The organism is Winogradskyella sp. KYW1333, from assembly GCF_003335675.1.
Lineage (GTDB): Bacteria > Bacteroidota > Bacteroidia > Flavobacteriales > Flavobacteriaceae > Winogradskyella.
On record NZ_QPHL01000008.1, the window covers coordinates 65,430 to 85,283 of the forward strand.

At 30.9% G+C, this 19,854-nt stretch carries 19 protein-coding genes, 1 pseudogene and 1 riboswitch; of the genes and pseudogenes, 10 read left to right on the forward strand and 10 right to left on the reverse strand.

The window, feature by feature from the left end; translation table 11 throughout:
* Positions 1-33 precede the first annotated feature (33 nt).
* Positions 34-2,907, forward strand: a complete 2,874-nt coding sequence (locus DUZ96_RS00585; protein ID WP_114299403.1) for a type I restriction endonuclease subunit R — start codon at positions 34-36, stop codon at positions 2,905-2,907.
* 291 nt (positions 2,908-3,198) lie between these two features.
* Here the strand turns inward: DUZ96_RS00585 and DUZ96_RS00590 are convergent, their stop codons facing one another.
* From DUZ96_RS00590 to DUZ96_RS00615, 6 genes are all read right to left on the reverse strand, one after another.
* On the reverse strand, positions 3,199-3,723 hold the full coding sequence (locus tag DUZ96_RS00590; RefSeq protein ID WP_114299405.1) for a hypothetical protein: 525 nt from the start codon (positions 3,721-3,723) through the stop codon (positions 3,199-3,201).
* Between the two features lie 40 nt (positions 3,724-3,763).
* Positions 3,764-4,144 (reverse strand): hypothetical protein, encoded by a 381-nt coding sequence (locus tag DUZ96_RS00595; protein ID WP_114299407.1) that lies wholly within the window; start codon positions 4,142-4,144, stop codon positions 3,764-3,766.
* Positions 4,145-4,168: 24 nt separating this feature from the next.
* Positions 4,169-4,447, reverse strand: a complete 279-nt coding sequence (locus DUZ96_RS00600) for a hypothetical protein (RefSeq protein ID WP_114299408.1) — start codon at positions 4,445-4,447, stop codon at positions 4,169-4,171.
* Positions 4,448-4,496: 49 nt separating this feature from the next.
* A complete protein-coding gene (locus DUZ96_RS00605; RefSeq protein WP_114299409.1) occupies positions 4,497-4,772 on the reverse strand; it encodes a hypothetical protein in 276 nt (91 codons plus the stop codon).
* Between the two features lie 50 nt (positions 4,773-4,822).
* Positions 4,823-4,915, reverse strand: a riboswitch (SAM-I-IV-variant riboswitch).
* A 163-nt stretch (positions 4,916-5,078) separates the two neighbouring features.
* Positions 5,079-5,342: a hypothetical protein gene (locus tag DUZ96_RS00610; protein ID WP_114299410.1), complete on the reverse strand. Its 264-nt coding sequence runs from the start codon at positions 5,340-5,342 to the stop codon at positions 5,079-5,081.
* A 307-nt stretch (positions 5,343-5,649) separates the two neighbouring features.
* Complete coding sequence (locus tag DUZ96_RS00615; RefSeq protein ID WP_114299411.1) at positions 5,650-6,546, reverse strand: YafY family protein; 897 nt, start codon at positions 6,544-6,546, stop codon at positions 5,650-5,652.
* A gap of 111 nt (positions 6,547-6,657) precedes the next feature.
* Between DUZ96_RS00615 and DUZ96_RS00620 the strand changes: the two genes are divergently transcribed.
* From DUZ96_RS00620 to DUZ96_RS00665, 9 genes and pseudogenes are all read left to right on the forward strand, one after another.
* On the forward strand, positions 6,658-7,182 hold the full coding sequence (locus DUZ96_RS00620; protein WP_114299412.1) for a hypothetical protein: 525 nt from the start codon (positions 6,658-6,660) through the stop codon (positions 7,180-7,182).
* Positions 7,183-7,247: 65 nt separating this feature from the next.
* Positions 7,248-8,828: a hypothetical protein gene (locus DUZ96_RS00625; protein WP_114299413.1), complete on the forward strand. Its 1,581-nt coding sequence runs from the start codon at positions 7,248-7,250 to the stop codon at positions 8,826-8,828.
* A 13-nt stretch (positions 8,829-8,841) separates the two neighbouring features.
* Positions 8,842-9,204, forward strand: a pseudogene (locus tag DUZ96_RS13005) (BspA family leucine-rich repeat surface protein).
* Positions 9,205-9,302: 98 nt separating this feature from the next.
* Positions 9,303-10,013: a hypothetical protein gene (locus DUZ96_RS00640; protein WP_114299416.1), complete on the forward strand. Its 711-nt coding sequence runs from the start codon at positions 9,303-9,305 to the stop codon at positions 10,011-10,013.
* A gap of 1,066 nt (positions 10,014-11,079) precedes the next feature.
* On the forward strand, positions 11,080-11,304 hold the full coding sequence (locus DUZ96_RS12825; RefSeq protein ID WP_147267040.1) for a hypothetical protein: 225 nt from the start codon (positions 11,080-11,082) through the stop codon (positions 11,302-11,304).
* 634 nt (positions 11,305-11,938) lie between these two features.
* Positions 11,939-13,930, forward strand: a complete 1,992-nt coding sequence (locus DUZ96_RS00650) for a DUF2779 domain-containing protein (RefSeq protein WP_114299418.1) — start codon at positions 11,939-11,941, stop codon at positions 13,928-13,930.
* On the forward strand, positions 13,927-14,688 hold the full coding sequence (locus DUZ96_RS00655; protein ID WP_114299419.1) for a hypothetical protein: 762 nt from the start codon (positions 13,927-13,929) through the stop codon (positions 14,686-14,688). The genes DUZ96_RS00650 and DUZ96_RS00655 overlap by 4 nt, the downstream gene beginning before the upstream one ends.
* Complete coding sequence (locus DUZ96_RS00660; RefSeq protein WP_114299420.1) at positions 14,675-15,175, forward strand: hypothetical protein; 501 nt, start codon at positions 14,675-14,677, stop codon at positions 15,173-15,175. Before DUZ96_RS00655 ends, DUZ96_RS00660 begins: the two co-directional genes overlap by 14 nt.
* A 2-nt stretch (positions 15,176-15,177) precedes the next feature.
* Complete coding sequence (locus DUZ96_RS00665; protein ID WP_181855204.1) at positions 15,178-15,711, forward strand: HAD family hydrolase; 534 nt, start codon at positions 15,178-15,180, stop codon at positions 15,709-15,711.
* A 306-nt stretch (positions 15,712-16,017) separates the two neighbouring features.
* Here the strand turns inward: DUZ96_RS00665 and DUZ96_RS00670 are convergent, their stop codons facing one another.
* From DUZ96_RS00670 to DUZ96_RS00685, 4 genes are all read right to left on the reverse strand, one after another.
* Complete coding sequence (locus tag DUZ96_RS00670; RefSeq protein WP_114299422.1) at positions 16,018-16,809, reverse strand: DUF1566 domain-containing protein; 792 nt, start codon at positions 16,807-16,809, stop codon at positions 16,018-16,020.
* Positions 16,806-17,801 carry a T9SS type A sorting domain-containing protein gene (locus tag DUZ96_RS00675; RefSeq protein ID WP_114299423.1) on the reverse strand — a complete coding sequence of 332 codons (996 nt, stop codon included), beginning with the start codon at positions 17,799-17,801 and terminating at the stop codon, positions 16,806-16,808. The genes DUZ96_RS00670 and DUZ96_RS00675 overlap by 4 nt, the downstream gene beginning before the upstream one ends.
* Complete coding sequence (locus tag DUZ96_RS00680; protein ID WP_114299424.1) at positions 17,798-18,616, reverse strand: CPBP family intramembrane glutamic endopeptidase; 819 nt, start codon at positions 18,614-18,616, stop codon at positions 17,798-17,800. Before DUZ96_RS00680 ends, DUZ96_RS00675 begins: the two co-directional genes overlap by 4 nt.
* A gap of 25 nt (positions 18,617-18,641) precedes the next feature.
* Positions 18,642-19,854, reverse strand: a 1,213-nt coding sequence (locus DUZ96_RS00685; RefSeq protein WP_114299428.1) for a fibrobacter succinogenes major paralogous domain-containing protein, incomplete at its 5' end; no start/stop codon positions are given.

Below are 19,854 nucleotides of genomic sequence, written 5' to 3' on the forward strand. Positions count from 1 at the left end.
TAGGTTAACAATTTTCGTAGTTGATTTGCTTTTATGACTAAACAACCAGAAGCTATATTAGAATATAATTTAATCCAACAATTGATTGGCTTGGGCTATGCCGCTGCCAAAGTACTAGATGGTGGTGCATTGGTTTCTAACTTAAAATCTCAACTCGAAGCTTTTAATAAAACAAGCTTCACCGATAAAGAATTTGATGGGATACTCAACCATTTAGCAAAAGGCAATGTCTTTGAAAAAGCTAAAACTCTTAGAGATCGTTTTAGTTTTACAAGAGAAAACGGAGATATTATCTATGTGCGTTTTTACGACTCTGAAAATTGGAACAAAAACCTTTTTCAGGTCACCAATCAGGTAACTCAAGAAGGTAGCTTTAAAAATAGATATGATGTAACGCTCTTAGTTAATGGGTTGCCACTGGTGCAAATAGAGCTAAAACGTAGAGGCACCGAAATTAAAGAAGCTTTTAATCAAATTAACCGCTATCAAAGGCATTCGTTTTGGTCTAATCATGGCTTATTTCAATACGTACAATTATTTGTGATTAGTAATGGGGTTAACACCAAATACCTGGCAAATAATAAACTACAATCAGTGAAGCAAACCTTCTTTTGGGCAGATAGTAACAATAAAAACATTACTGAGCTTACCCAATTTGCAGACACCTTTTTAAATCCAGATCATTTGGGTAAAATGATTGCTCAATATGTGGTAATGAATGAGGCGCATAAAAATATGATGATTTTGCGTCCTTATCAATACTACGCTTCAGAAGCCATTATTAAGCAAGTTTCGACTTCCAATGATAATGGGTATATATGGCATACGACAGGCTCAGGTAAAACTCTAACCTCGTTTAAGGCAAGTCAAGTAGTTATGGATTTACCAGGAGTACATAAAGTCGTATTTGTGGTAGACCGTAAGGATTTAGATTACCAAACCATGAAGGAGTTTAACGCCTTCAAAAAAGATAGCGTGGATGTTACCGATAATACACATTCATTAGTCAAACAACTAACCGATGATACCAAGTTAGTTTTAACGACTATTCAAAAGTTAAACAATGCGGTTTCAAAAGCACATTATGAGAATAGATTATCCCATTTGCAAAACAAAAAACTCGTTTTCATATTTGATGAATGTCATCGAAGTCAATTTGGTGAAACCCATGGTAGAATTACAGAATTCTTTGCCAACAGCCAACTTTTTGGATTTACAGGAACCCCTATTTTTGCAGACAATGCTTCCAAGAACGAATTAGGAAAACGTACTACCAAAGATTTATTTGGCAATTGCCTACACAAATACGTGATTACAGATGCCATTCGAGATCAAAATGTACTGAAATTTGGTATTGAATATGTGGGTAAATACAAAAACAAAAGCAACACCTTTATAGATATTGAGGTTGAAGCAATTGATAAAAAAGAAGTTTTTGATGCTCCCAAACGATTGGAAAAAATTGTAGATTACATCATCGCTTACCATTCTCATAAAACTTTCAATAAAAACTACTCTGCTTTATTTGCAATAAGTAGCATTGATAATGTTATTAAATATTACGAGCTATTTAAGAAAAAAAAGGAAGAGGGGCTGCACAATTTACGCATTGCTACTATTTTTACTTATGGTGCTAACGAAGACGACTACGATGCACAAGATTATTTGCCAGGTGATGACTTGCCAATGACGGCAGAACCTAAGGCAAAATATGTATCCAGTCATACTCGAGATAAATTAGAGGAGTTTATTGGCGATTATAATGTTATGTACAACACCAGGTTTTCTACCAAAGATGCTCAACAGTTTGAAAACTACTTTAAGGACATCAGTAAACGACTTAAGGAACGAGAAAAAGCGACGTTCAATGATGAAAAGGATAGATTAGATATTGTGTTGGTTGTTAATATGATGCTGACGGGCTTTGATGCTAAAAAAGTAAACACCTTGTATGTTGATAAGAACTTAAGACAACATGGCTTAATACAGGCCTTTTCCAGAACCAATAGAATATTGGGAGAGCAGAAATCACAAGGCAACATACTAGCATTTAGAAACCTTAAAAAAGCAACAGATGAGGCCATTACCTTGTTTTCAAATAAAGAAGCCTTAGAAACGGTGCTGATGCCACCATACGAGGCAATTGCCAAAAAATTCGATGAGGCACTTACTAATTTACGAGCCATTGCTCCCACTTACAAAAGTGTAGATGATTTTCCAAGTGAAGAAGAAGATGCACAGTTTGTACAAGCCTTTAGGAGGTTAATGCGTACTGTTAATGTATTACAATCGTATACCGATTTTAACTGGGATGATCTTACCATTGATGAACAGGAGTACGAAGACTACAAGAGTAAATATCTAGATCTTCACGATCGTATAAAGCAAGACAATGCTACTCAGAAAACCTCTATCCTAGATGATATTGATTTTGAATTAGAATTGATACACCGCGACCTTATTAATGTGGCTTACATTTTAAAATTATTAGCCCAGCTTAAAGACGCAAAAACATCAGATGTTAAAGCGCAGAAAAAAGCTATTATGGATCTACTTGGTGGTGATGTAATGCTAAGAAGTAAACGCGAATTAATAGAAAAATTTATTGAAGAAAATTTACCACTAATTAGTGATGTTGATTCAATTGATGATGAATTTGAGCAATACTGGCAAGATCAAAAGGTATTAGCACTTGGTAAGTTGTGTGATGATGAAAATTTAGATAAAGCACAATTTAAGGCCTTAATTGATGCCTATATTTTTAGTGGTCAAGAACCTATTAGAGACGAAGTTTACAGATGCTTAGATAACAAACCAAGTGTATTACAAGCCAGATCTATTGGAGAACGTATCATTAGTAAAATGAAAGAGTTTGTTGAGGTATTTGTGAACGGGATGGTAGGTTAAATTATTTAATTTAAAATCCCAGCCCCATGAAACAACGCATTAAGTACTGTAACGTCTGTAAAGTAGATTTTCCAACAATGTACAGGATACAATACAAAAACCCTAAGGAATGGGTGTTTGTGTGCGAAGACTGCTTACTTAAAGTTAAAATTAATAACAGCGCTTATAAATACGGTGGTACTTGGAAGAAATGAGAATTAAATTTGATTTAGTTCAATTAAATCCTCCCCAAAATAGTTCGACTTCACTCCCTTTTCCTACACGGCATTATTCCCTAAAATAAATTAAACCTTAATTTTTAAGATATTCCTCGTTATTAATGTACTCCGTATGAGATTTCATTCTGTCGAATTCGTCTGTAATATCTTCTGGCTCCATTCCTATAACAAACTCTAAAAGATGCATGTCTGGATTTTCAGCACAAAAATCAAAAATCATTTCAGCAGCATAATACCCCATAGTTTCCAATAGCATTATGGTTTTTGATTTAATATCCTCACCATCTGGATATTTAACATATAATGAGGCAGCACTGTAATTGATATCACCTCCATCAGCCAATTCAATCTTGACATGAGTATATGGAGTATACCAGTTCTCTGAAAGTAAAGAATGTATCTCCGAATGATGATCTTGTGTTATCCATAAAGGCTCCTCATCTTCATAAAGCAAGTTCACCTCTTCATTTTTCTTTAACCCAAAAAGCTCAACAACCCTAAAATCTCTATTTCTTAAAAATATAGCTGCCTTTTCAAACCCTACAGAACTAATTCCAATATGGTTGGTTTCTTTAAAATATCCGAAAAAATGTATCATTCGTTTTTCAATTTAACTAAAACAACCCACAATAAAGTGTTTATTTTTTAAAGTTCTTAAATTTTAATTTATATAATAATTTTCGCAGTTTTATTAACTCATTCCATTGTTTGCCTTGAGTATCAGACCACCACTTAAAAGTTACAGAATTAAATCCATTTACCACCCTCATAGTGTATGTTACTCCATCTACTCCCATCCCAAATTTGGGTAACATAGCAATATTTAAAGTATTGAGTATGTTGAGCAATTCTTCTACTTCTTTTTTTTCTATCTCACAACAGTTATTATTTGAAATCACATAATAGCTTTTAGTTTCCCTTTCAATACTTACCGTTATTTTTTTTGTCCTTGATTCTAAAAATTCAGGGAATGCATTTTCAACATCAAATTCAATTATAGTATCTAAATTTGGTTTCATATAATATTCATTTTATTTATTTAATCAGTCTATAATTCTAATATTCCCATTAACTAATTCAATAGGTCCAACTAGGCCTAAAATATGTTCTAGTATGTATATTGGGCTTTCTTTTAAACGGTCTTGAAACTCCTGCCTTAGGGCAGAGAGATATAGTGCTTGCCTATGTACTCCAACAATACCGCACTTGACCTCTTTATTATAAGCTTTTACAAGCGTATTGAGTGTATAGGTTTCTAATCGCTTTTTATAGTCTGCAATAATTTTTGCATCTCCTGCTCTATCTATTAAAATATATTCCATAATATTTCTTATCTGTTTTTTAATTTTTATAATGAAGCCAAGGATTTAACTATAATTTCTTATTTCCATGTTTAATCGTTTTTAAAAGGTCAGTTTTTAGTCTTTCCTGTCTTTGTCTCAATGATTCAATGGAGTCCTGTAAAAGAGATTTATTGTATTGATCATTCTCTGTACATAATTCGGAGTCATAAATTTTCCTTAATTGCTTTTGCTCCATTATAAGCATGGCTGTAACTTTTTTAATTTCACTTTGTAATGAATCTTGTTTAAACCCATTATTAAGCCAATCAATAATTTCTTGAGATGTTTTAAATAGTTTTTTCATAATGCATTTATTTAAAAAATTAATGCACCAGAATCACAATATGTTATGTGGATGTTCATTTATTTTGACTGAACTGTCCGTATACTTGACCACCGTGGCTGTTGTGCTCGGTTGGTACGCGACTTGCGTTCCTGATACATTACAAATATAAGAAATATTGCGCTTAAATTAAAGAAATTAGTGTTGTATTAGTTCCAAATCCTCCCCAAAATAGTTCGACTTTACGCCCTTCTCCTCCACGGCATTATTCCCTAAAATAAATTTTATTTTAGGGAATATTATTTTTTTAATAATCCTGAAAAACATCTATTCCATCTCAAACTCTTCGCCATCTGTAACAGCAATATCTCGTATGTCGGTCATTAACACTCGCTCTAATTTTTCAATCAAATCTGTACGTTCAATATCATCTATATTTCTCCAATTATTTTCCACATAAATAAAAACATTTGTAAATTCTGAAGATTGGTGTACTCTTATGTTTAAAACATCACCATCAATTTCGATTATGGCCTCGTGCGTTAATTCGTAGTATGTTTCTTTTGCTGCTGAAATTGTTTTGATTTTCATATGTTTTTTATTTCAAATATTTTTTACCTAAGTAAATCTTGTGAGTTTACTCCTTTCAATAAAATTAAGAATTTTCATCCTCATATCCATTTAAATATCTAAAAAACCAATACACAACTAAGGGCCATAATAATACATACACCAAACTTTCAAAGAAATGTAAAGACTCCGTGTTATTAGAGTTAAATTTTGTTATTGAATCCACAATTACAAACAAGAAAAATCCGAAAGCAAAATAATATAGTATACAAAGCATAATTTAATTTTTATGCAATATCAACCTATGGATTGCCATATCATGTCAATACTAGAGTTTATTTAGAAAATCAGTTTGTATTAATTTTTTAAGGTATAAAGGTTTAATGATATTAATTTCGCCTAATTCTGAGGCTATTAATTTTACAAGATCAATATTTGGCACCAGTAAAAACTGAACTTCATTAAGTAATCCATTTTTTTTGCCCGTAATGTTTTGAGTGAAATGTAAGGGCCTGGTTTTCCAGTATTCTATTAAAAAATCAGAAACACCAAGAGTTATTAGTGTTTTCTGTTCTTTGGGTATAATACATTTTGTTACACCCAAATAGTACTTTTGCAGTTCTAAATCTTCAAAAATATCTTCTGGAATTTTTTTAATTTGGAATGTATTACCAAGTTCAATTTTATTAATTCTATCTAAACCAAAGATACGCAATGCTTTTTTTGTGAGATCATAACCAATGATATACCACCTATTTTTACTCACTTTTAAACGAAGGGGGAAAATGTGTCTGTTTTCAGAATTTCCCTGATACTTCTCATATTTAAAATTTATAATTAAAGTGTCATCTAGAGCTTTAAAAATATGTTTAATAACTTCTATATTTTCAAAGGCTGACTCATTATCCATAACATACTTAGAATAACGTTCTTTATAGTTGTCTTTAAATTTATTTAAATATTCTTGTTGTAAAGCTCTATCAAATAAATTGTCTTTATCAACAAAAGTATCATGTATAATAAACTTTTTATAGTAAGAATTATAATCTATCTCAAAACCTATTTCTCTCAAAAACTCAAAATCTCTATTGAGTGTTCTAGATGATATTATATAGTCATGTTGTTCTAGGTATTCTAAATATTCTTTTTTGCTTCGATACCTTTTTAATCCATAATCACGTAGTAAGGCAATACGATTTAGAGCAGGAAAATTGTTACTCGACATAGTTGGAGTGATTTTTAATTTTGACACTCAAATCTAAACAAAATCAATGTATTGACATAATTTGTCACACTTGGTGTCTTATTTTGTAATTAAATCATAAAAAGATAAATTATGGAAAACACGTTTATGAATTTTTATAGTAAATTGATTAAAGAGTTTGAGATTGATAATAATTTTGAAGAAATTCGTTGTAAGACAGAGAAGATAAAATGGCCTAACGCGAGTGGAGTTTATTTAGTTTGGAAAAGTGCTTTTGGCTCAATCGATGATTTACTATATATTGGCATGACAGGTAAATTTAAAAGAAATAAAAAAAACGATATAGTTTTTAATTCAGGCACATTTGATAAAAGAAAATCAAGATGGACACCCTACAGATTTTGTGAGGATGAAAGAGATGGGGAAAATTATTTTTCATTTAAGTATGGACCTAAGTATAAATTAAAAGAACAAGGCAGGCGTAAATATGAACCCGATGCATACAGAGAAACAATTGAATATTCTAAATTAACAATTCATTGTTTTTTAATTTCTGCGAATCATAACGATTATACACCTGAACTTTTAGAAAAAGAAATGTTAACAAAATATCTAAAATATACGGGAACTTTGCCACTTGCAAATAATGAATTATAATTTTTTGACATATCTTTTCATAAATTCACTAAAAATTGTCTTAGAAATAACTTAATTCTAAATACATGGAGGTTAAAAAGTTTAATGCGCAGCTTAAGACTAAATATTATGAAATAGATAGTTTCGACAAATATGAATGGGACAAAATATCAGAGAATATTAATTTAACATCGGAAATTATTAAAGAATATTCCGATAAAATCAATTGGTCAAGGATAAGATGTCACTATAATTTTGAATACAACTTTATTGAAAAGAATTTATTAAAATTTGATTTTGATGTATTAGTTAAAAATTGTCTCCTTGATGAAAATTTAATTTTAAAAGGGTGGGATAATTTTTTTAAATTACATTTGATTAACTACCAACTTCTCACAGGTTCCATAATTGATCAATTACTGAAAGATTTTCATCAAGATGACTTCATTTTGCGTAGAATTATTACTGTCCAGAATCTGAATAATTATTATTTAGAAGAGATAATTAGTCAATTAGGTGAAAATCAAATTTCAAATGATTTTTGGGATGAAATTTCAAAAAATTATTTATCAGAAGATTTTATAATTAAATATGATAATAAACTTAATTGGAAGTTGCTTTCGCGATATCAAGATTTTACAGTTAAATTTTTAAAAGAATTCATAGAAAGAATAGATTGGGAAGAGATATCAGCCTACCAAAAATTGAATGAAGATTTTATAATTGATAATAAGTCAAACCTAAATTGGCAATCTATCAGTTCAATACAAAAAATCACCCCAAGAATTGTAGAATTATGTTTTGAAAATATTAATCAAAATACCCAAAATTGGATAAACATTTTAAGCAACAATAAGTTTAAAGAAGATTTAATTTTAAAAATTTTTGAAAGAACAGATTGGAATGAAGATATGTTAATTTCCGCAGCAAAATATCAGATTTTAGGACAAGATGTGATTAACCTATTAATTAAGAAAATTGGGCAGTACAATCAACATTGGATTTATTATAATCAAAAATTTAATAAAGATTTTATTTATAAGAATCTTGATAATTTTGATTTTAATTCATTTGCAGATAATAAATTTTTATCTGATGAACTGGTATTAGAGTTTCAGACACAAATATCCAATCATATAGGGAAATCTTCAAGGGGCTCAAAATTACCTGATAAAAAATCTTTAGAAAATCTTTTTTGGAAAAAAATCACTTCTCATTACAACATTAATAAAGACCTTCGAAAACAATATAGAATTAAAGTTAATACTGGTAATTGGTTTTATAAATCAGTAAAAATTATAAAACAAATCATCTTTAATTCACATTATTATGAGACTTATGATAGTTTTTTTTATGCTTACTTTTTTCCTAATTTTCATGAAGATTATGAAGTCAATCAAACTATTAATTTCAGATTTCATAATAGAGATATATGGCGTGAGAATTTTTATGTTGAGCCAATCTTAACTGGTGATGAAATGAATAAAGGTGAAAGTGGAACTTTTTCACATAAAATAGTTAAGGTGAAAGTTAATTATGAAGATGTCAGAAAATTCGAAAGAGTTAGAAGACTTCCGGTAACAAAAATCCAGGTTATAGGAATTATAGAAAGACCTGAATTTACTAAGGAATGGAATAATCTTGCACCTAGGCGAATTGGAATTTAATTTAAATAATATTATGAATAAAGTAAATTTTAACAACGAAACAGTAAGACAAGCAGTAAATGAATGGATTAATGAGGAAAAGTTAGCAGAATCTAAATATGGTCATATATCCAAATGGGACACATCTGAAGAAGTTACGGATATGAATTTTCTGTTCAGTAAGGCTGACGCTTTCAACCAAGACATCGGAAATTAGGATGTAATTAGTGTTAATATGAAAAGAATGTTTTGTTTTGCTGAGTCATTTAACCAAGACATTGGGAATTGGGATGCAAGTAATATGGAAAGTATGTTTAAAGAGGCTAAAGCTTTCAAACAAAACTTAGGGAATTGGAATCTATCTAAAGATGCCGGTATTAGTTTGATGTTTGATTAAATCCGATGGTTGCAATTAAGAAATTTTAAGCTGAGGAAAGATAGCTTTATAATTGATTTCATTATTAGTTGCACCATTAAAAATTGAATACAAATAAAATGAAATTACCAAAAATAGATTATGACTTCTGGCTTTCAAATTGGAATGATACTGTTGGGAGAGGTAAAGTATATACGAATAAGAATTTAAGAGAGTATATCAAATTTGATAATGATATTAATTCTTGTACAGCAGAAATTTATAAATTGACGAAAAGCAATAAACTATCTAAACAAACGATTTTACAGGTTGTCGATTTAATTTATTCCTGGGGTGGTCCATCAGGAAGAATGTTTTATTCAAAAACAAATGGGAAAGAAAGTCCAAGAGAAGAACTTGAAATGAATAAAAATACTTTTCAAAAATATTTAGATGGAATTAAACTCGCAAAAGAAGGTAAAACAAGTAGTATTAAAATGTTTAATAGTATTAGAGGTATAGGTCCATCATATGCCTCTAAACATTCTTACTTTTGGAGTGTAAATAGTTATAACCCATTAATAATTATTGATTCAAAAATAGCTGGAGCACTAGGGTACAATACAATTGATTTGCTTTTAAAAGATTATAGTTACACACAAATTATAAAAAGTTTTATTCATAAAGCAGAAGCAGAGTTTAAAGAGAAAAATCCAACTAAAGTTGAAAGAGCTTTGTTTGCTTTTCATAATTTCTACTTTTTAAATGATAATAGTAATTGGAAAAATAAAAATGAAACCGAAAATTTTGAAGAAGCTAAAAGATTAGCAAATATTTTATTTGAAAAATAGGTAAAAATTAATAAAATCAGCCTTAAAAATCACTTATTCAAGATGTAGTATTTTTTTTAAGTGAAGTGGTTTTCAACCAAGTAAAGAAATATTAACAAAATATTTAAAGGATTCATGGATTTTGCCTCCTGCAAAAAATGAACTAAAAAATGTTTAATTTATAGAAGAAAATATGACCTGGGAAAAGTATTACCAATTTGATAATATATCTAAAACAAATACATATTTGAGAATTATCTTCACTCAAATAATAATTGCTTTTTTTAGTTTTTTGCACCTTTTTACTGACCTTGGACATTGGTCTGGCTTCATATTTTTATCATTAGTTGTGTTGGTTCAAATAGTTGCCTTCTTTAGAGGTAAAAAAGTTTTTTGGCAATTTTTAAATCTTAATTTAAAAGAATTTGGATTTAATTATGTTTCTGTTTTAAAAATATGTTTTGCATTAATACTGGTTTATTATCACAATGACCTTCTTTATGGAATAATACTATTTATAATTTTTAATGAATTTTTAAGGTTTTTATATAACCGTTTGTATGAGTATGATATAATTGAAAAACAGCATAACAGCAATGATATAAAATTAATTAAAAGTGGCACCATTGCAGATTTTGATTTTGTTGAATTTCTGATTTTACTTCTAACTCTTGGTCTACCATTTCAAGAGTTTTTAATTATTGATTTGAAACTAATCACTTTTTTAATATTTTCATTTTACAGTTTACACTTTTTAGTTTTTATCTCGCCCATATTATTTAATCAAATTTATAGATTGTTAAATCAATCTTTAAAAGTGTTTTTTATAATCATTTGCTTTTTATTTATAATTACAACACAACTAAAGAACTTATATAGCGATGTATATCCAGGGTATTTTAATGATTCTTATTCAACTTTAAAAAATCTAATTAATATTATTACGGGAAATATATTTTCTGAATTAAAAAATTATGATACCGGATTAATAGCTTTATGTTTTATATTATTTTGTTTTGTGGGCATTATATTATTTACAATTTTTACAGCTATCATGGTAGATACCACAATAGAAAACCATAAGGGTATGAAAAAAATATTAGGCCTGTATGATGGAAGTTATGTTATAGGTTTTTATGAAAAAGATAGTACTGGCAAATGGTTTATTTTAAATCGTTTAAAACATAAAGGAAAATATTACTTTAATGATATAGAAGAGGACGAGGTTGTAGATCCAGATTTGCCACCATTTGATATTGAAAATGCCTATGCATTAATTATGAGCAAAAACGGTGTCAAAGGTTTGGGATAGAGTAATTAAAATGCCGCAATTATGAAATATTATTATACATTTAGTTTAAATCTTTCTTATGATTTAAGAGATATAAAAACAAAATTTTTAATTAATTAACTTAAATTTCTCATGTTTGTTTTTTTGATCTGTTTCTACAGGTCCAATTATTAAAACAATTGACTTAAACAATTTTTTATTCATCAAAATGAATTTCAATTTGATCCTTAATTTCATCCCATATTATATGATCAATATTAATAAATGTCTGTTCAACTAATCTGTAAAGTTCTTCGTCACTCAATAATTTACCTTCAGATAATTCACTCCTAAATTCATCTATATTGTATAAATGGTCTACATAATAACCATTTTTTTTAGTGTTTTTTTTGCCTGATTTACTTCTTCATTGTACATAAAATATTTGATTTAATTGTTTAAATAGTAAATTACATAAATAGTTGCTCTTATTATAATCATAAGTTAATTAATTTAAATTTCTCATGTTTTTTTGATCTGTTTCTAAAGGTTCAAATTTCAATTCAGTCCCTTCATAAAATATTTTACTTATGTAGCTCCATTCTGAATAGAAAGATAAGAAGTTGACATAATTTGTCATGCTAGGCATTTATGTTTGTCTTGTAAAAAATAATATATGAGATACTTAACAAAATCACGCTACAAATTGGGTTTAGAATGCCCAAACAAATTATACTACACTAAAAAAGAACAATATGCCAATCAAAAGCAAAATGACCCTTTTTTGCAAGCTCTAGCATCTGGAGGCTTCCAGGTAGAGGAACTAGCACGATTACATTACCCAAATGGTAAATTAATTGATGATGTAAAAGGTGAGGATTATGATTACAATGCAAAAGTAGCTCAGACAAATTCATTGCTGTTGCAAGAAAATATAGTCATTTTTGAAGCAGCCTTTAGGTATAAAAACCTCTTTATACGGGTAGATATTCTTGAAAAAAAAGGGAATCAAATTAACCTTATAGAAGTCAAAGCAAAGTCCTTCATAGAAAATCACAAAAAGAAAGATGTTTCCTATAACTCCAACTGGAACTACTACCTGTTTGATGTTGCTTTTCAGAAATATGTTATCGAAAAAGCAAAACCCTCCTTTAAGGTGACTCCCTTTTTGATGCTTGCAGACCAAGATAAAAAGGCTGCTACTGATGCATTAAACCAAACGTTTCGTATTAAAAAAAATAGTAGCAATAGAACTGGAGTTGAAATTATAGAAAATGATATTTCTACTCTTAATTTGCCTCAAGATTCTGTTTTGTCATTAAAAGATGTAACCCCAATTATAAAAAAGATAGAAACTGGAGAACACCGAATTTTAAATGAGTATAACTTCCAGGAGACCATCAAGATGCTGTCTAAAGCCTATCAAGAAGATCGTTATTTTGGTTTTGATTTAGATTTTGCTGCTTGTAAAAAATGTGAGTTTAAAACAGACACCAGCTCAAAAGATAAAAAGTCTGGATATAATGAGTGCTTTAGCAAGCATTTGGGAATGAAAGAGGAAGATTTTAAAGACCCTACTGTTTTTGAAATTTCCAGGTTACACCCAACAAAACTCAAGTTTTTTAATGAATTAGGGGTTTTAAAATTAGAGGATGTAGATGATATACAATTAATGCCCAAAAGTGAATCCAAACAAGTTCTTAATGGCTGGAGCCTCTACGAGCGGCAAAAATTGCAAAAGGAAATGGCCATAAGCAATACAGGTAAACCTTTTGAATTTTTAAAAGAGAAACTTAAACAAGAGATAGATTCATGGGAGTATCCTTTAAATTTTATTGATTTTGAAGCTTCAACTGTGGCCTTGCCATTTCATAGTGGGCAAGCTCCCTATGAAAAAGTTGTTTTTCAATTCTCGCATCATGTTGTAAATGAAAAGGGAGGTATGGTAGAGCATGCCAATGAGTATATCAATTTAGTACCTGGTGAATTCCCAAATTTTAAGTTTGTAAGAGCACTACAAAAGGCACTGAGTCAAAATAAGGGCACGGTATTTCAATATTCTCCCTATGAAAATTCAACACTAAATCAAGTAAAAAGACAGTTAGAAAATTCAAATGAGCCAGACAAACACCAGCTCATTAGCTTTATCAAATCCTTAACAACACCACCATCTGCAAAAGATTACAAAGGAGAACTTTGGAGGCCAAGCCGGGGTATGGTAGATTTATGTGAAGTCATAAAGGCCTATTACTATAACCCATACACTAAAGGCAGTAATTCCATTAAAGAGGTTCTGCCTGCAATTTTTAAAACATCCTCTTTTATTAGAGAAAAATATAGTCGTAAAATCTCTGATATTAATATGTCTTCCAAGAACTTCTCCCCAAACTATGTTTGGTTAAAAATGGAAGATAATGAGGTGGTAGACCCATACAAAAACTTAGACAAACCATTTGAAGATTGGGATGTAGAAGTAGAGAGAAAAAGTGATATTGATGAGATTAATAACGGAGGTGCTGCACTTACCGCATACGGGCTTAGCCAATACACAGATATGACAGAAGATGAGCGTACAAAATTAGAAATAGGATTGTTAAAATATTGCGAGCTAGATACCCTAGCTATGGTTATGATATATGAGCATTTAGAAGAGATAACAAGCCTATGAGCTATACACCAGATAGTACATTATTAGATCGTGAAAGTTTGGTATTTCCCCTAAACTTTGTCTACTTTAAAGTTTGGTTACAAAATTCATCAGACACTAATAATTACAATTTAAAGACTAACATTGGTTTTCAATATTCTCACCATCTATATCATCAAAATGGCACAATACAGCACGCCAATCAAACGTTAGTAAAAAATTCTAATTATTTAAATTTCTTTAGAGCTTTACAAAAGGCTCTTGAAAGTAATCAGGGCTCTGTAATAATGCATTCATTAAAAGAAAATAAAATGATTAGTGCTATAGTTAATCAAATCTATGAATCAAATATAGAGGACCGTGCAGATTTATTTGTTTTTGGGCAAAAAATATCTATTGGGCAAATGACATCACCAGCTATTAAATGGTCTGGTAACAGAGCCATGGCTGATATAATTTCAATGATTAACCAATATGGTGATAAAGGTTTCAAAGCACTTGATACTTTAAGTCAAATAATAGCCCTTATTTTAAAAAAAAGTGAAAAATTAAAAAAACAATACGCTGCGTTAAGCACTCAACTAAACTTATATGATAGTAAAGGGTTGGCTGCGCCTAATACAAGTAGTTTTATGAGCGATATATCATCGCTTTACACCATAGAATCACTATCACAAAAAGAGGTTTTAAAACAACTGTTATCTAGTATTAAATTGCGTACACTCTCAATGGTCATCATATATAAATATTTAGAAACACTAGACCATGAATGTATTTGAAAATATACAAAAAGAACTCGTAGATTTAGTAAAAAGTAAACAGCCATTACTGTATAGAAATAAAAGAAGAGACGCCTATAATTTACCGCCAGATAGATTGTTGCAGGTATACCAAAATTACTTTACAGACATCCCAAATAAAGGAAATTATACTTTTAAATACTCAAAAAATGACGAAAATGATTTGTTATTTCTTTTTCGTGTTTACTTTAAAATGTTTGTTGAACTTAATGAAAGCCTAATGACTGTCTATAGAGAAATTCCAAGGCGTTTTAAGATCATCAAAGAGGTAAACAAGCAAAATCATAGGCATACACCAAAAACTTTTGTTAAAAATTCTATTATGCACCTATCAAAAAGTGTTTATGGAACTACTAATTACTTGAATGGTATTGCTCTTGCCGAAAGTTTAGAACCTCTTCAAGGAACAGATATAATACCAACAACACAAATTAACTATCAATACATAAAACCGTACAAAACATAATTTTGGGAAGAAATAAACTTTGTTTACTTGATTTAGACCACACACTGATATACGGCTCTTATGCCCCAACTGAAAAGACAGAATTATTATTTGAGCACAGCCAATATTTAAAAGTTTATAAACGACCATTTGTAGAAGAATTTATAGACTTTTTAAATCATTTTTACACGCATATTATTGTATATACAACAGCTAAGAAAGACTATGCAAATCGTATTTGTAATGATCTAGGCATTCATGCATTAAAAATTTTAACAAGACAAGACTGCAAACAAAAAAACAACACATATTACAAAATGTTTAAATCTGAATGGGCTAAAACGTACAACTCTATTCATATTGTAGATGATAGTCCTAATGTTTGGCTTGATACAGAATATTATGACAAGCAGATAACCTTTGTGGTTCCAAAAGAGTTTAGAGGAGAAGCAGATGATATGGAATTATTAAAATTAAAAGAATTAATTAAAAACATCCAAATCCTCTCCAAAAAAGTTCGACTTCACTCCCTTCTCCTCCACGGCATTATTCCCTAAAATAAATTTTATTTTAGGGAATAATTTTTTGATTTAATTTACAATAAATAAAAAATATAATAAGTGATACGATATCTTAAAAATCTCATATTAAATAAAATTATACAAGTTCCTCTGACAACAGAAAAAAAGGGGAATAAAAAGTATATTATCTCGAAGAATAATCCGTGGCTCAATCCCAAAGATAATTTTGGAAAACTAGAAAGAGATAAGTTTGAATAAATAATTATTCAGCTCTGTCTGTAATGCCATATTTAAAAAATAAAATAGACCGCTAACGCGGTATTAAATTAAATTTATAAATAATTAAAAAGCCCGAACTACACGAACATTGTTCGTGGCGAGCGTATTGACGAGGCTCTGATTACCATTGTTAAAATACTGCTCCCACGCGACATATACATCGCTCTCCGAAGAACTCCAGTAGTAAGTAGGTAATAAGTTTGCTCCATTTCCATTAGTATAAACAACATACATAAGGTTTAATTCTCTTTTGGTAGGCAGCCTCCAATCTTTAAATTTAGCACCGTCAATATCGTGATTAGAGGGATTGCTTGATAAGTCATTAGCTTCATACCAATTTGAAGATCCTTGGTCTTGCATTGCAACCACCAAACCGTGAGAACCATCTGAATTAATTTCCATAACGTAACCACCTAACTCTGCGTAAAAAGTGTTTACATTGTATATTGGTTTTGTTACAGTTTTGGCATGCAAAGCATAAGGTACACTCAACAACTGGCTAGTCCCTGTTATAGTGTAACTGGTTCCTCCTGTGGGGTCGGTCTCTGTTTTTATAAAATAGGTGTCGTTCGCCCAATCAATAGTTGTAAAATCTCCACTTACTACAGTTCCTGAACCAATTTCTAAACTAACCAATCCGTTAGTATTGGTAGTAGGTGTTTGTGTTTCCTCATAAACAGCTGTACCAGAAGCAGACCCTTGTAAAATACTTATTTGCATTCCTACAGGTTGGTTGCTAATTAAATTATCACCAGTGTCTCTTACAACCGCTTGATAGCTCATCTTCTCAGGGACTTGGGCAGAGGTAGTTGCAGTTAACAATATTGCTGCTAAAAATGTGTATAGCTTTTTCATTTTTTAATGATTTTAAATGTTTTTAATGCTTTATTGTTTTGGTTTACTTTAAGGATGTATGTGCCAAGGGCCAATTGTTGCATCCCTATTTGTGTGTTATTTTGGGTGACTAAGCCTTTTGCAACCACTTTGCCTTGCAAATCATACATGGCATAGCTCATACCAACTAAATTCGCATCTGTTAATGCCAATACAACCACATCTGTTGTAGGGTTGGGATAGGTAATTGTTAATTGCGAGTTTTCTGATAAGTCCTCATTACTTAATGTGTTGTCACTCCCAACAAATGATAATGTACCATTGTCTTGAATATCATAAACTGATAAACTGTCAAAACGATTGTTGGTGTTGTTAAAATTTTTAAACACATACATACGCTCTGCTTTTGATGGTTTTCCAAGATTATCAATGAATGACGTTGTAGGTGCTATACTTCCTAAAAATAAACCTGGATCAAAGGTATCAGTACCATTATTGTCAAAACCCCATAAATTTTGCCAGGTCATACATACGAGTGTAGAATAATTCTGTTCGGGGAATAATGCACTCGTTCCATTATTATCAATATCATCTAAAATGGTATTTAAATCATTAAACAAAGTCACAGATACTGGTAAATCTGTCACGTATGTATTGACACTTTGATCAATGGTTGGCCAAATGGTTGAAAATGGGTTTTGTGTACTTTCTGTAGATACAGGATCTCGCGTTATGACATGGCCTAAAGGAAGGGCATTTAAATCGTTACTGAGCCAAGTAGCAAAGTTTTGACCTATTAAATCAGCTCTTTCTAAACCTGCCACGTTTAGACGTATCCATGGTAATTCAACTGAAGAATTATCTGGCAGTGTATAGCTATATGGGCCAATATTCCAGTCGTCAAATGAATTGAAATCATCAGCATGTCTAAAAACTATTAAAGTTTCACTTTGAGCACATAACATATTGATAAAAAATAAATGAGCTGCTAGATAAATTATAGCTTGTTTCATGATACTAAATTTTTAATGTTAATTTCTTTAAGTTTAAACCCAAAATACACTCCAACGGTTACACTTACAAGCATGAATATTAAACCTGTTTCATCTTTTAATAAATCACTATAAGGTGTTTGTACTGACATGGGTTCATATAGGGTTTGAATAAGGGCATTATGACTGGCATGCATTAATATTGCAGGAATTATACTTTTTGATTTAAATACGTAGAAAGCCATCGGTATGCTCAACATGGTCAGTGAAATTATAAAAGAAGGAATACCTATCAACAAATTAGATGTTGAGGAGTAATCGGTAAAAATTAATCCTGGAATATGCCAAGTAGACCAAATAAAACCTACAATTATTGCAGCTTTCAAAGGGGAAATTCTTTTAGATAATTCATTCAATAAAAAACCACGCCAGCCTATTTCTTCTCCAATGACCACCAACACGTTTATTAAGGTTGCTAGGATTCCCGATAAGAGAAGTAACCAGCCAAAAGTATCATTATAAAAACCACATAGCCATACAATAAAATATGCAACGGTCACATAGATAAAAGGTAAGGTATAAGCTTGTAAGGCATAAGTCAAGCGCTTTATCTTAAAGCGAATATTATCAACTTTATTTTTAAATATAACTTTAGTGATAACATATGATATGGTAGGGATAAACATCATTGTAATAACCAAAATATGACCTTTACTAGACCTAATACTCCCCTCGTTAGCTAACAAAAAATTACATACCACACTAAGTACTATTAAAATAGCGAGAAACATATATAGAGGTTGTACAGACTTAAAACCTTGATTTTTAATTTTCATAAATATTTTATTTTAGTCAAGATTTTTAATCCCTAACAAAACGCACTGAAAAGCCGTAGTGCACGAAGTAGGAGTTGAACCTGTAAAAGATACTGAAATTGGCGCTCAAGTTGCGGTTCCAAGCGTAATTTGTATTGTACTCAGTGGAACTCCAAAAGAACGCAATGATACCCTCACTGTCGAACGAACCATTGCTGTAACGCTTACCCTCAGGGAAGGCGTTAAAGCCGCTGCTGTTGTTTAAACTTTGGTCGTTGCCTGGTACTCCTGTAATTGTTGAATTATCCCAGCCTGTAGTCGATGCCATCGCCTTAGCTATTTTGTTTTCTGTGGTAGTACCGTCATAATTATAGCCATTGGCTATAAGGTGGTTTTCTAAGGTTGTCCACTCAGCATCTGTGGGCACATGCCAGCCCTCTGGTGCAAATTCTTTGTATGGTGTATTTGGGTCATTGTCATGAATACCCATAACAGCATACAAGTTATAAAGTCTTGGCTTTGTTGGGTCATTATTATAATACGACCAAGCACCTGTAGTTAAGTTTGCCCATTCGTTATTATTTGTAACTTGTGGTATCGGGGTGCCATCTCTATAGGTTACCATTGTTGCATTTTCAACCGTCCAAACTTGGTCTCCGTAGGTGAGATAATCGTATGTGTTGCCGTCTTGGTCTGTTACTGTGCCTGAACTATTGTCAGATTCCAAATCATCTATCTGACTTTGTAGATTAGCTAAAAGTGCATCGACCTCTGCTTTGGAATAAGTATAATTTTTTGTCACTGCATCCTGAGCATCTGTCGGGTCTTGTAAGTCTTTTATCTGTTGGTTGTTGGCTGAATTGTTTTCAGCCAGTACCGCTTCTAAATTAGGTGTTGTTGCACTATTTTTTGCATACAATGCATATGGAACACTTAATAACTGGCTAATGTTTGTTATCGTGTAATTTACTCCACCTAATGGGTCTATTTTAGTATATATCCAAATTCCATCAATAGTATCCCATTGAATAGCAGAGAAGTCATTAAAAACATTTCCTGTGCCACCTGTGCCTATCTCTAAAGTGACTAACCCGTTTGCGTTAGTATTTACAAAATGTGTTTCAATATATGCTGTTCCTCCATATTGCGAGTACAATATTTCTATTTCAATACCGACAAGTTGTTCACTTACTAAGGCTCCTGATGCATCTCTAACCACTGCTTGATAGCTCATCTTCTCAGGGACTTGGGCAGAGGTT